Origin of the sequence: Stenotrophomonas sp. ZAC14D2_NAIMI4_7, assembly GCF_003086675.1 — a bacterium.
GTDB lineage: Bacteria > Pseudomonadota > Gammaproteobacteria > Xanthomonadales > Xanthomonadaceae > Stenotrophomonas.
In genome coordinates this window covers 4,066,797-4,079,831 of sequence record NZ_CP025995.1, presented here as the reverse complement: position 1 = coordinate 4,079,831, position 13,035 = coordinate 4,066,797, and the positions used below count along the sequence as shown (strand labels likewise).

The 13,035-nt window shown below is 66.8% G+C and carries 13 protein-coding genes; 7 read left to right on the top strand and 6 right to left on the bottom strand.

Annotated features, from left to right (window positions below; genetic code table 11):
- Positions 1 to 14: 14 nt before the first annotated feature.
- Positions 15 to 650, top strand: a complete 636-nt coding sequence (locus C1922_RS18560) for an NAD(P)H-binding protein (protein ID WP_108751119.1) — start codon at positions 15 to 17, stop codon at positions 648 to 650.
- A gap of 36 nt (positions 651 to 686) precedes the next feature.
- Here C1922_RS18560 and C1922_RS18555 read toward each other — a convergent pair whose 3' ends face one another.
- From C1922_RS18555 to pdhA, 5 genes are read right to left on the bottom strand one after another with little or no spacing between them, the layout of a single operon-like run.
- Positions 687 to 1,001: a hypothetical protein gene (locus C1922_RS18555; protein WP_199912199.1), complete on the bottom strand. Its 315-nt coding sequence runs from the start codon at positions 999 to 1,001 to the stop codon at positions 687 to 689.
- Positions 1,002 to 1,057: 56 nt separating this feature from the next.
- Entirely contained in the window at positions 1,058 to 2,452 is a 1,395-nt protein-coding gene (locus C1922_RS18550) for a dihydrolipoamide acetyltransferase family protein (protein WP_108751117.1), read from the bottom strand.
- A complete protein-coding gene (locus C1922_RS18545; protein ID WP_108751116.1) occupies positions 2,449 to 2,802 on the bottom strand; it encodes an SH3 domain-containing protein in 354 nt (117 codons plus the stop codon). Before C1922_RS18545 ends, C1922_RS18550 begins: the two co-directional genes overlap by 4 nt.
- A 1-nt stretch (position 2,803) precedes the next feature.
- Positions 2,804 to 3,871 (bottom strand): alpha-ketoacid dehydrogenase subunit beta, encoded by a 1,068-nt coding sequence (locus C1922_RS18540; RefSeq protein ID WP_108751115.1) that lies wholly within the window; start codon positions 3,869 to 3,871, stop codon positions 2,804 to 2,806.
- Positions 3,864 to 4,946: a pyruvate dehydrogenase (acetyl-transferring) E1 component subunit alpha gene (pdhA, locus tag C1922_RS18535; protein ID WP_108751114.1), complete on the bottom strand. Its 1,083-nt coding sequence runs from the start codon at positions 4,944 to 4,946 to the stop codon at positions 3,864 to 3,866. The genes C1922_RS18540 and pdhA overlap by 8 nt, the downstream gene beginning before the upstream one ends.
- Before the next feature lie 335 nt (positions 4,947 to 5,281).
- On the opposite strand from pdhA, the gene C1922_RS18530 reads away from it, so the two are divergent.
- The 4 genes from C1922_RS18530 (at position 5,282) to C1922_RS18515 (ending at position 9,754) form a co-directional block, all read left to right on the top strand.
- The gene (locus C1922_RS18530; protein ID WP_108751113.1) at positions 5,282 to 6,157 is read left to right on the top strand and encodes a tryptophan 2,3-dioxygenase family protein; all 876 of its coding nucleotides are present in this window, start codon (positions 5,282 to 5,284) and stop codon (positions 6,155 to 6,157) included.
- A gap of 180 nt (positions 6,158 to 6,337) precedes the next feature.
- Positions 6,338 to 7,837 (top strand): oligopeptide:H+ symporter, encoded by a 1,500-nt coding sequence (locus C1922_RS18525; protein WP_108751112.1) that lies wholly within the window; start codon positions 6,338 to 6,340, stop codon positions 7,835 to 7,837.
- 17 nt (positions 7,838 to 7,854) lie between these two features.
- Positions 7,855 to 8,466 (top strand): thioredoxin family protein, encoded by a 612-nt coding sequence (locus tag C1922_RS18520; RefSeq protein ID WP_108751111.1) that lies wholly within the window; start codon positions 7,855 to 7,857, stop codon positions 8,464 to 8,466.
- A gap of 148 nt (positions 8,467 to 8,614) precedes the next feature.
- Positions 8,615 to 9,754, top strand: a complete 1,140-nt coding sequence (locus C1922_RS18515; RefSeq protein WP_108751110.1) for a hypothetical protein — start codon at positions 8,615 to 8,617, stop codon at positions 9,752 to 9,754.
- A gap of 118 nt (positions 9,755 to 9,872) precedes the next feature.
- Here C1922_RS18515 and C1922_RS18510 read toward each other — a convergent pair whose 3' ends face one another.
- Complete coding sequence (locus C1922_RS18510; RefSeq protein WP_108751109.1) at positions 9,873 to 10,367, bottom strand: MarR family winged helix-turn-helix transcriptional regulator; 495 nt, start codon at positions 10,365 to 10,367, stop codon at positions 9,873 to 9,875.
- Positions 10,368 to 10,496: 129 nt separating this feature from the next.
- Here C1922_RS18510 and hppD point away from each other — a divergent pair, with 129 nt between their 5' ends.
- A complete protein-coding gene (gene hppD / locus C1922_RS18505; RefSeq protein WP_199911980.1) occupies positions 10,497 to 11,609 on the top strand; it encodes a 4-hydroxyphenylpyruvate dioxygenase in 1,113 nt (370 codons plus the stop codon).
- A 104-nt stretch (positions 11,610 to 11,713) separates the two neighbouring features.
- Entirely contained in the window at positions 11,714 to 13,012 is a 1,299-nt protein-coding gene (hmgA, locus tag C1922_RS18500) for a homogentisate 1,2-dioxygenase (protein WP_108751108.1), read from the top strand.
- The last annotated feature ends 23 nt before the right edge of the window (positions 13,013 to 13,035 follow it).

The following is a 13,035-nucleotide window of genomic DNA, read 5'->3' as shown; positions in this document are numbered from 1 at the left end:
CAGTGGGGGTGGGTATGCGTGTGATGTTGCTGGGGGCGACCGGGCTGGTCGGTGGTCTGGCGCTGCCGATGCTGCTGGACGACCCGCGCTGCCGCGCCGTGGTGGCACCCACGCGACGGCCGCTGGAGCTGCGTGATGCCAAGCTGCACGCACCCGTGCTGTCCTTCGACGCAGTGCCCGAGGCGCCGGACTGGGCGCAGGTGGACGCGGTGATCTGCGCCCTGGGCAGCACCATGGCCCAGGCCGGCAGCCGCGAGGCCTTCTACCGGATCGACCACGACTACCCGCTGGCCTTCGCCCATGCGGCCCGCACCCAGGGCGCCCGCGCCTTCGTGCTGAATTCCGCGGCCGGGGCCAACCCGCGTTCGGCGGTGTTCTACAGCCGGGTGAAAGGCGAGCTGGAGCGCGACCTGCGGGCGCTGGAGTTCGCCTCGCTCACCCTGGTGCGGCCCGGCTTGATTGACGGCCATCGCCAGCAGGTGCGCCGTGGCGAAGCGTTCGCGCTGAAGGTGCTGGGCGCGCTGGATCCGGTGCTGCCACGGGCCTGGCGGATCAACCCGGCCGAGTGTATTGCCAAGGCGCTGGTGGATGCCGCACTGGCCCCGGCACCGGGCGAGCACGTCGTGCCATCGCGGGATCTGGTGGGCTGAGCGGTAGTGTCGAGCTTGCTCGACGGCCTTTGCTCTTCACGAAGAGCAGTCGAGCAAGCTCGACTCTACCAAGGCAAACGCCAAGGCAAACGCCAAGGCAAACGCCAAGGCAAACGCCAAGGCAAATGCCAAGGCAAACGCCAAGGCAAACGCCAAGGCAAACGCCAAGGCAAACGCCAAGGCAAACGCCAAGGCAAACGCCAAGGCAAACGCCAAGGCAAACGCCAAGGCAAACGCCAAGGCAAACGCCAAGGCAAATGCCAAGGCAGTGGATCGCCGCATTGCGCCCGCAAAAAAACGCCGGGCAGTGCCCGGCGTTTCTCCAACCCATGTGCCAACCAAGGTTGGCACCTACCATTCAGTTCATATGCCAACCAACGATTGGCACCCACCCATCAATGGGTTGATCAGCTGGCCAGCGCCAGGTCGTCCATCATCGCGCGCAGGAAGCGGGCCGCTTCGCCGCCGGTCGCCGCGCGGTGGTCGAAGGTGACCGACAGCGGGATGACCTTGTGCGCTTCCACGCCGCCCATCACTGGGGTCATCTGATGGCGTGCACGGCCGGCACCGACGATGGCCACGCACGGCGGTACGACCACCGGGGTGGCGTAGCGGCCGGCGAACATGCCGAAGTTGGACAGTGAGATGGTGTAACCACTCAGTTCCGAGGCGGCGATCGAACGCGATTCCACCTGCTCGCGCAGACGGTTCACGCCTTCGCGGATGCCGCGGGCGTCGAGCATGTCGGCATTGCGCAGGGCCGGCACGAACAGGCCGTCGTCAGTGTCCACGGCAATGCCGATGTCCACCTGCGCGTGCAGGGTGCGGGTCAGTGCCTCACCGTCGAACCAGGCGTTCATGGCCGGCACCTTCTGCGCGGCCACCACGATCGAACGCACCAGGCGCGCGGTCACGTCGTTGCCCGGCAGCCAGGCGTGGATGTCGGCGTCGTCGTTCAGCGTGGTCGGCACGACCTTGCTGTGTGCGTCGGCCATCACCCGCGCCATGTTGCGGCGCACGCCCTTCAGCGGTTCCGGCTGGCCCTTGGCGACCACGCCCGGCGGCTGGGTACGCATGGGCTTGCCGGCAGCCGACAGCGGGGTGCGGGCTTCGCTCTGCACCGGGGCCGACACCTGCGCCGGGGCCGGCGCAGCGTACGCAGCGGCAGCCACCGGTGCCGGGGCGGCGCCCAGCTTGGCGGTGCCGTTGGCAGCGGCCTGCTTCACGTCGGCCATGGTCACCGCGCCATCGGCGCCGGTGGCCCGTACGCGCGACAGATCCACGCCCAGCTTGCGCGCGGTGGCACGCACGGCCGGCACCGCCTTGACGCCACCGACAGCCAGCGCCTGTTCGGTATGCACGGCGTTGGAGCTCTGCATGGCGCCGACCACGGTGCCGGCGTCATCGCGCTCGGCCTTGGCTTCTTCGGCCACGGCCGGGGCTGCAGTCTGGGCTGCAGTCGGAATGGGCGGCGGGGTCGGTGCGGCAGCAGCCGGTGCCGGGGCATGGCCGTGGCTGTGGCCGGTGTCCTGGCCATCGGCGCGCTGCGGCAGGTTCGGATCGATCTCGAAGCTGGCCAGCACCGAGCCGGTGGGAATGATGTCGCCGGCCGCGCCGGACAGCTTCAGCACCTTGCCGGACACCGGCGAAGGCACTTCCACCACGGCCTTGGCCGTTTCCATCGACACCAGCGGCTCGTCCAGCTTGATCACATCGCCTTCCTTCACGAACCATTCCACGATGGTTGCGTCCGGCAGGCCTTCGCCCAGGTCGGGCAGGTTGAAGTTCTTGGTCTGGCTCATGTGCAGTTCTCTTCCAGCAGTTCCAGTTCGCGGGCCGGCAGCCAGCCCGTCGCGCCGTTGGCGCGCTCGGACCACCACCACCCACCATGTTCGTGATGCAGCTTCACCATCTCGCCGCTTTCCACATCCAGCTCGCGGGCGTCGTAGTCGCGCAGGGCTTCGGCGCGACCTTCGTCCAGCGGCTGCAGCCAGGCGACGGGCGCCCAACCGGCGCGCCCATCGTTGCTGCGTACCCAGGCAAACGCCGGCCATTCCTCGTCACGCACACCCACTTCGACGATCTGGCCGGTGCGGAACCGGAGCGGATTGGAATATTGGCTGCGGTAAGCCCCCAGCAGGCGGGCCCGCATGTCAGCCCGCCGCCACCGCGCGCTTGGCCGCGGTCACGATCCGGTCCACGCTGGGCAGGTACTTCATTTCCAGGCGGAACAGCGGAATGTGGGTGTCGTAGCCGGTAACGCGCTCGACCGGGGCCAGCAGGTCATACAGCGATTCTTCGGCCAGGCGGGCGGCAATCTCGGCACCGAAACCTGCGGTCTTCGGCGCTTCCTGCACGACCACGCAGCGGCCGGTCTTGGCCACCGATTCGGCGATGGTGGCAAAGTCCAGCGGGCGCAGCGTGGCCACGTCGATCACTTCGGCGCTGATGCCTTCGCCAGCCAGCTTGTCGGCTGCTTCCAGTGCTTCCTTCACCTGTGCGCCCCAGGCAACCAGGGTCACGTCGGTGCCGTCGCGCAGCACGAAGCAGACATCCAGCGGCAGCGCTTCGCCGTCGTTGACGACCACTTCCTTGTACTGGCGGTAGATGCGCTTGGGTTCCATGTAGATCACCGGATCGGGATCGCGCATGGCGGCCAGCAGCAGGCCGTAGGCACGCTGCGGGCTGGACGGCAGCACCACGCGCAGGCCCGGCACGTTGGTGAAGATCGATTCGTTGGCTTCGCTGTGGTGTTCCGGCGCGCGGATGCCACCGCCCCACGGCACGCGCAGCACCATCGGGCAGTGCAGGCGGCCACGGGTACGGGTACGCAGGCGCGCGGCGTGGCAGATGATGTGGTCCACCATCGGGTAGACGAAGCCGTCGAACTGGGCTTCGGCCACCGGCTTCATGCCTTGTGCGGCCAAGCCGACGGTGAGGCCGGCGATAGTGGTTTCATCCAGCGGGGTGTCGAGGATGCGCTGCGAACCGAAGCGCTGCTGCAGGCCTGCGGTGGCGCGGAACACACCGCCGTTCACGCCCACGTCCTCGCCCAGCACCAGCACCGACGGGTCGTGTTCCAGCTCCCAGGCCAGCGCCTGGGTGATGGCTTCGATCAGGGTGATGGGGGTAGCGGTCATTGCGATGTCTCCACCGGCGACAGCGGCGCTGTCGGCGGCATTGGCCTGGGAAGCGGAAGCGCCGTGCTTGATCTCATCCATGGCGCTGCTCCAGGGCAATGGCAGCCGCGCGCTGGGCCAGCAGGTCCGCCGGCGGGTCGGCATACAGGTAGTCGAACATGGCCTCGACCGGCTGCACCGGGGTGTTGAGGTACTGGTTCACTTCCTCGTCCACCTTGGCCGCGCACTGCTCGACCCAGGCCTTTTCTTCTTCTTCGCTCCACACGCCCTGGGCGACTAGGTACTTGCGCAGGCGCAGCATCGGCTCGCGGGTCCAGGCCTCCTTCACTTCGGCGTCGTCGCGGTAGCGGCGGGCGTCGTCGGCGGTGGTGTGGTCGGACAGGCGGTAGGTCAGCAGTTCCAGCACGGTGCCGCCTTCGCCGGCCAGGCCGCGTTCGCGCGCCTGTTCCATTGCGGCCAGCACGGCGATCAGGTCGTTGCCGTCCACCTGCAGGCAGTGCAGGCCGCCGGCCAGGCCCTTCTGGGCCAGGGTTTCGGCACCGGTCTGGGCCGAACGCGGCACCGAGATCGCCCAGCCGTTGTTGACGATGCACAGGATCAGCGGGAGCTTGTAGGCACCGGCCGAGTTGAGGGCGGCATAGAAGTCGGTCTTGGAGCTGCCGCCATCGCCGCACACCGCCACCGCGATCTGCGCTTCGTTGTTCAACTTGAACTTCAGCGCAGCGCCGGCAGCGTGCAGGCACTGGGTGGAAATCGGCACGCAGAACGGGAAGTCCTTCACCGCGTTGCCGGTGTAGTCGTTGCCGCGCTCGTCGCCGCCCCAGTACATCAGCACGTCGTACGGGCGCACGCCACGCATGAACATGGCGCCGTACTCGCGGTAGCTGGGGGCGAACACGTCACCCTGCTTCATCGCGGCGCCGATGCCCACGTGCGCGGCCTCGTGGCCCAGGCAGGCGGCGTAGGTGCCCAGCTTGCCGGTGCGCTGCAGCGCGATGGATTTGCTGTCGAACGTGCGCACGTACAGCATCTGCTTGAACAGCGGCACCAGGACAGCCGGATCCTTGAGGGATTCGGGCAGGTCGTTGCGGACGAGCGTGCCGTCCGCGTCCAGGTACTGCAGGTATTCGATCTTGAACTCGGCGGCTACCGTCATTGCGTGCTGCACCTTCGACAGAGAAGTTACAAATGATATGAATCGCCATGTTAAGGAAGGCGTACGAAATAGCCTTCCTGCGGCGCAACACGGCAATTCCCCGTTGTACCCCTGCCGACGGGTGGGGGGCCAATAACAACAACGTATTCAGTCGTTGCTGCAAAGCATCAGAATACGCCTTTGGCTGACTGCTGGCGCAACGGCGCAAACGGTTCCACGCGCAGCCGGGGGCTCGCGGCTGGCTCCACGGGCCACCGCACGCCCCGGTACGGTGGGCGCCGCTGCCAGCGCGGCGGCAACGCGCTACCCTTGCCGGCCCTGATCTGGTCCCGCCCATGTCCGTCGACAACAACCAACGCGATCTCGAAGCTGGCATCCACACCGATCTGCAGGGGCGCCTGACCTACGGCGGCTACCTGCGGCTGGACCAGCTGCTGAGCGCGCAGCAGCCGCTGTCCAACCCGCCGCACCACGACGAGATGCTGTTCATCATCCAGCACCAGACCTCGGAGCTGTGGCTGAAGCTGCTGGGCCACGAGCTGCGTGCGGCGATCGGCTTCCTGCAGCGCGACGAGGTCTGGCAGTGCCGCAAGGTGCTGGCCCGCAGCAAGCAGGTGCTGCGCCAACTGACCGAGCAGTGGTCGGTGCTGGAAACCCTGACCCCGTCCGAGTACATGGGCTTCCGCGACGTGCTGGGCCCGTCCTCGGGCTTCCAGTCGCTGCAGTACCGCTACATCGAGTTCCTGCTGGGCAACAAGAACGCGCAGATGCTGCAGGTGTTCGAGCACGACCCGACCGGCCAGGCGCAGCTGCGCACCGTGCTGGAAGCACCCAGCCTGTACGAGGAATTCCTGAAGTACCTGGCCCGCTTCGGACACGCCGTGCCCGCGCTGTACGACAGCCACGACTGGACCCAGCCGCACGTGGCCGACGATGCCCTGCAGCCGGTGTTCGAACGCATCTACCAGGACACCGACCGCTACTGGCGCGAATATTCGCTGTGCGAGGACCTGGTGGACCTGGAAACCGCGTTCCAGCTCTGGCGCTTCCGCCACATGCGCACGGTGATGCGGGTGATCGGCTTCAAGCGCGGCACCGGTGGCTCGTCCGGCGTGGGCTTCCTGCGACAGGCGCTGGAGCTGACCTTCTTCCCCGAACTGTTCCAGGTGCGCAGCACCCTGCAGGCCGGGCCCCCGGCAGATCAGGCCTGATCCCCATTCAGCTTGGCCTGCCGCGACCGACTGGATCGTTTCAGATGCAAGTTCAGCGAGCAGGTCGTGACCTGCCTCAAACGGCGTGTATTTGACGTGAACGCCACAAGTCGGTGATCCTCGCGCGTTGCTCCAGCGCACAGCGGATGTGCCGTCCATCCACCGAACCAGGAAACCCGCATGAGCCTAGACGCCACTGCGAACACCCCAGAACCGGCGCTGCCGGGCTTCAAGACCACGCTGGGCCACCCGCGCCCGCTGTGGATGCTGTTCATGACCGAATTCTGGGAACGCTTTGCGTTCTACGGCATCCGCTGGGCCTTGGTGCTGTACATCGTCTCGCAGTTCTACAGCGGCAATGCCGCCGGTGAAGGCGATGCCAGCCGCATCTACGGCGCCTATCTGGCGCTGGTCTACGCCGCGGCCATCTTCGGTGGCTACGTGGCCGACCGGGTGCTGGGTTACCAGCGCTCGATCCTGACCGGCGCGGTCATCATGGCCGCCGGCCTGTTCATGATCTCGCTGCCGCAGGAGCACATCTTCAAGCTCGGCCTGGCCACGATCATCGTCGGCAACGGGCTGTTCAAGCCAAACATCTCCACCATGGTGGGCAAGCTGTACGGCCTGAAGGACGAACGCCGCGATTCCGGCTTCACCATCTTCTACATGGGCATCAACATCGGCGCGATGATCGCCCCGGTGCTGACCGAATGGCTGGCGCGCAAGGTGTTCGGCACTTCGGAAATGCCGTCCTACAAGGTCGTGTTCATCGCCTCGGGCGTGGGCATGCTGATCTCGCTGGTGTGGTTCTACGTAGGTCGTGCCGGCCTGAAGGGCATTGGTGCACCGCCGGCCGGTGCCGAAGGCTTCGGTCGCATTGTGATGGTGCTGGCCGGTGCCGTGGTCGCCATTCCGGTGGCCTACTTCCTGCTGGCCACCGGCGCTACCGCGCTGGCCTGGATCCTGGGCGCCATGTTCACCGCCCTGGCCATCCTGCTGCTGGTGGAAGGCATCCGCGAGGGCAAGGTGCAGCGCGACCGCGTGATCGCCATGCTGATCATCTTCGCCTTCAACGTGATGTTCTGGATGTTCTTCGAACAGGCCGGCAGCTCGTTCACCTTCCTGGCCGAAAACATCGTCAACCGCCAGTTCGGTGACTGGACCTTCCCGACCGCGTGGTTCCAGTCGGTGAACTCTGTGGCCATCATCACCCTGGCCCCGATCATTGCCTGGATCTGGGTGGCCATGGGCCGCGCCAATCCGTCCATCCCGCGCAAGTTCGGCCTGGGCCTGCTGTTCAACGGCGCCGCCTTCGCCCTGCTGATGTTCGCCCTGTCGCAGATGGTCGTGGACGGCAAGATCCCGTTCTGGACCCTGTTCATGGTCTACGTCATCCAGTCGGTGGGCGAGCTGTGCCTGTCGCCGATCGGCCTGTCGATGGTGACCAAGCTGGCCCCGGTGCGCCTGGTCGGCTTCGGCATGGGCGGCTGGTTCCTGTCCACCGGCATCGGCAACAACCTGTCGGGCATCTTCGCCGGTGCCGTCAGCGGTGAAGGTGGCATGACGATCGAATCGGCACTGAAGGGGTATACCTTCGGGTTCTGGGCGTTGATCGGTTCGGGCGTGGTCCTGTTCCTGATCGCGCCGCTGATCAACAAGCTGATGCACGGCGTCAAGTAATCGCGAGGGCAGTGGGCATGCGTACAACGTTCGGCAGGGCCGTGGTGGCCGTGATGTGTGCAGCGCTGATCAGCGCCTGTTCCCAGCAACCGCCGCCGGCACCGGCCGAACCCACCCAGCCCCTGGATACCCGCCCCACCGAGCCACCGGCCGCTGACCCCAGCGTGCCGGTGGCCTCGGGCAACACCCCGGCGGCGGCCGATATCGCCGCCATTGCCGGCCTCAACGCCAGCTTCGACCCGGCCCGCGACCCGCAGGCCGATCTGGAAACGGCCAAGGTGGAAGCGCAGCGCGGCAACAAGCGCATCATCCTGGACGTGGGCGGCGAGTGGTGTTCGTGGTGCCACCTGATGGACACGTTCATCGAAGGCGATGCCGAAGTGCGCCGCCTGCGCGATGCGAACTTCGTCTGGATGAAGGTGAACTACAGCGAAGACAACGAGAACACCGCGTTCCTGTCGCAGTACCCGCAGGTGAAGGGCTACCCGCACCTGTTCGTGCTGGACGCCGACGGCACCCTGCTGCAGTCGCAGTTCACCGGCGAACTGGAAAAGCCCAAGGGCGAAGGCAAGGGCTACCAGCGCGCCCGCTTCATCGCCTTCCTGGAAAAGTGGGCGCCCCCGCGCTGACACCGCAGCTCCCCTGTAGAGTCGAGCCATGCTCGACTGCTCTGCTTGCTCGACTGCCGTGCACGACGGTTACAGAAATCCCCTCCATGGCCGCTAACGGCAAGGACCTCAGTCGAATCGACTGCGGCCCCCACCCGCAGGAGCGCCCATGCACAGCGACCACGCCGACCGATCGCCCGACCCCGCCAGCACACCGGCCGACGGCGCGGCCCCCGAAGGCGTAGGCCTGCCCGCGCAGGAAACCCTGCTGGACGATGCCGGTACCGGCGAAGACACGCTGGAGCTGGCGCCGCCGCGCTACCGCCTGCCGCAGATCGCGCTGCCGGACAACGTGGTGCTGAAGGGCGCCGTGCAGAAACTGGTCGAGCAGAAGGCCCGCCTGGACCGGCTGGCCGCCGAAGGCCAGTTGAGCGGCCTGCTGCCCGCCGAATGGCAGGGCAGCGGCCTGCGTGCGATCGATCTGTCCAGCTTCATCCAGGGCGTGTTGCCGTTCCTGCAGACCGGCGAACGCGGCGAGACCGCGCCCGCCCGCCTGCCGGTGCGCCACGTGCTGGGCGATGACAGCCGTTGGGGCGTGCAGGACGTGGCCGAACCGAAATCGCTGGCGTGGTACCTGGCCAGCGATGAGCGCGCCAGCGCCGGCAGCAAGGATGTGGCCGAAGCCTGGCTGGTCGGCGCGCTGGGACTGGCCTGGATGCAGGAAGGGCGCAGCCGCCCCGGCTTCCTGCGTGCCATGGACCAGGACAGCCTGGCCGCACGGGTGACCATGCTGGGCTATCCGCCGCCGGGCGAACTGGCGCTGTACAGCGTGACCGCCCACGGCCAGCCGCAGATCTGGTGCGTGTACGGCCGGCGCAAGCTGCGGCCGTTGCTGGCGCCGTGGCTGAGCGTGCCGCTGTTGACCGCCTATGGCGTGACGGCGCCGGCGGCGTGGCCGGCCAGCTTCCCGCCGGTGGACGCAGTGGCCGACGCTATTGCCGCAGCCCGCCCGGGCAAGCTGGTGCCGGAAGTGGACCTGGCCAAGGTGGTGGCGAAGATTGCCGAAGACACGGCGGGGGACGCCTGGCAGCCGGTCAGCCTGTTGCAGCTCAACACCTGGTCGCCGCGCTGGACCTTCTTCCTGGGCACCTTCGTCGGCCTGCCTTCGCTGTTGCTGGTGACCGCCGCGCTGGCCCTGCCGGGCGCGGTGGAAGCAGCCACCGTCGCCGCCTCGCTGGGGTTTGCCGGCGGCGCCATCGCCGCCTTGGCCGTGCCGTGGATCCATGCCCGGCGCAAGCACCTGAGCTGACCCCGAAACCGCACTGGCGTGTCGACCAAGGTCGACACCTACCCACCGAAGCCATGGGGTCCGATCCCTTTCCGCAGGAAAGGGCTCTGACCCCGGAACAACGCCAGGATCGGCGCGGTTACACCCCTTCGCCCATCCGCTCCAGGCCGTCGCCGGCCAGCCGCAGGATCAGCTTTTCCAGCACCTGCTCTTCTTCCTCGCTCAGCACGGACATCAGCTTGCGGGTGATCTCGATCACCAGCGGCGCAATGGTTTCGTACACCTCGAAGCCGGCCGCCGACAGCGCCAGCACCGAGCGGCGGCGGTCGTCGCCATGGGTTTCGCGCTTGATGAAGCCGCGCTCCAGCAGCCGCGCCACGGCCCGGCTGACGGCCACCTTGTCCATGGCGGTGCGGTCGGACACCTCGCTGGCCGACGAGCCCGGGTACAGCGCCAGGATGGTGATCACCCGCCACTCGGGAATGGCCAGGCCATAGCGGTCGCCGTACAGCTTGGCGATGTTGCCGCTGACCCGGTTGGACAGCACGCTCAGCCGGTAAGGCAGGAACTGTTCCAGGTCGAGCAGGACGTGCGAGGCGCGCACGCGGGTGGAGGCGGGATCGGCTGGGTTCATGCTGCGGTGCACCTTGCTGGTGGTTTCAGTTGTAACTATAAAGGTTGGGTCCGTACCCTGCATTCTCGCCGGGTCCAACCCCGCCCGCACCTGGTTTGTGCCGATGCGGCACCGATTCGGAGCCACGCCATGAATACCGCCGTCCCGACCGCCTCGCACCCGAACCCCGGCATGCAGGTCACCACCTTCGAAAACCCGATGGGCATCGATGGTTTCGAGTTCGTCGAATTCGCCGCCCCGGCCGGCCGTGGCCAGGAACTGCATGACTACTTCCGCAGGATGGGCTTCAGCGCGGTGCTCAAGCACAAGCAGCGCCCGATTACCGTCTATCGCCAGGGCGACGTCAACTTCCTGGTCAACGAAGACCCCGACTCGTTCGCCGCCGACTTCGCCGAAAAGCACGGCCCCTGCGCCTGCGGCTTCGCCATCCGCTTCCAGAAGCCGGGCGCCGAGGTCTACCAGACCGCGCTGGGCAACGGCGCCGAAGCGGTGGCCTTCAAGCCGGACAGCAAGGCGGTCAACGCACCGGTCATCAAGGGCATCGGCGATTGCATGTTGTACCTGGTGGACCGCTACGGCGCCGCCGGCAGCATCTTCGATGGCGACTACGAAGCCGTACCCGGTGCCGATCTGCACCCGTTCGGCTTCGGCCTGACCTTCATCGACCACCTGACCCACAACCTGTACTTCGGCAACATGCAGCAGTGGTCGGATTACTACGAGCGCCTGTTCAACTTCCGCGAGATCCGCTACTTCGACATCAAGGGACTGAAGACCGGCCTGGTGTCCAAGGCGATGACCGCACCGGACGGCATCGTGCGCATTCCGCTGAACGAATCGTCCGACCCGAAGAGCCAGATCAACGAATACCTGGACGCGTACAAGGGCGAGGGCATCCAGCACATCGCCTGCTTCACCGACAACATCTACGAAACCGTCGAAGCCATGCGCGCGCAGGGCGTGGATTTCCTGGATACGCCGGAAACCTATTTCGACGTGATCGACCAGCGCGTGCCCAACCACGGTGAAGACGTGGCACGCTTGGCCAGGAACAAGATCCTGATCGACGCCGACCCGGAAACCCACCAGCGCAAGCTGCTGCAGATCTTCACCCAGAACTGCATCGGCCCGATCTTCTTCGAGATCATCCAGCGCAAGGGCAACGAAGGCTTCGGCGAAGGCAACTTCACCGCGCTGTTCGAAAGCATCGAGCGCGACCAGATCCGCCGCGGCGTGCTGTAACGTTCGACGGTAGCGCCGGGCCATGCCCGGCGTCTGCTCACCTGTAGAGCCGGGCCATGCTCGGCTGTTTTCCGTTCCGGCGCCGCAGCTACCAGGAGCTCCCCATGTCCACCGCCCTTACCGCCCGCGGCTATCAGTCCGGCTTCGGCAACGAATTCGCCACCGAGGCCGTGCCCGGCGCACTGCCGGTCGGGCAGAACTCGCCGCAGAAGGTGGCCCATGGCCTCTACGCCGAACAGTTGTCGGGTACTGCGTTCACCGCGCCGCGCGGCAGCAACCGCCGCAGCTGGCTGTACCGCATCCGCCCGGCGGTGACCCACGGCGAGTTCACCCCGTTCGCGCAATCGCGGCTGCAATGCGATTACAACGCGCAGCCGGCATCGCCGAATCAGCTGCGCTGGAGCCCGCTGCCGCTGCCGGAACTGCCGACCGATTTCGTCGAAGGCCTGTACACGATGGGCGGCAACGGTTCGCCCGATGCGCACGCCGGCGTCGGCATCCACCTGTATGCCGCCAACCGTGACATGGTGGGCCGCTATTTCTACAGCGCCGATGGCGAACTTCTGATCGTGCCGCAGCTGGGCGCACTGCGCCTGTTGACCGAGCTTGGCGTGATCGAGATCGAGCCGCAGCAGATCGCGGTGATCCCGCGCGGCGTGCGGTTCCGCGTGGAACTGCCCGACGGCCCGAGCCGCGGCTATGTCTGCGAAAACCATGGCGCCCTGCTGAAGCTGCCCGACCTGGGCCCGATCGGTGCCAACGGCCTGGCCAACCCGCGCGACTTCGAAACCCCGCATGCCGCCTTCGAAGACATCGACGGCGACTTCGAGCTGATCGCCAAGTTCGACGGCCGCCTGTGGCGCGCGCCGATCGACCATTCGCCGCTGGACGTGGTGGCCTGGCACGGCAATTACGCGCCGTACCGCTACGATCTGCGCCGCTTCAACACCATCGGCTCGATCAGCTACGACCATCCGGACCCGTCGATCTTCCTGGTGCTGCATTCGCCCAGCGACACGCCCGGCACCAGCAACATGGATTTCGCCATCTTCCCGCCGCGCTGGCTGGTGGCGCAGAACACGTTCCGCCCGCCGTGGTTCCACCGCAACATCGCCAGCGAGTTCATGGGCCTGGTGCACGGCGCCTACGACGCCAAGGCCGAAGGTTTCGTGCCCGGCGGTGCATCGCTGCACAACTGCATGAGCGGGCATGGCCCCGATGCGCCGACCTTTGACAAAGCGTCCAATGCCGACCTGTCCAAGGCCGATGTCATCAAGGACACCATGGCCTTCATGTTCGAGACCCGCGCGGTGATCCGCCCCAGCGCGCAGGCGCTGGCCGCATCGCATCGCCAGGGCGATTACCAGCAGTGCTGGAACGGGTTGCGCAACAATTTCCGGTGAGTGAGCCGATCCACGCAGGGCGT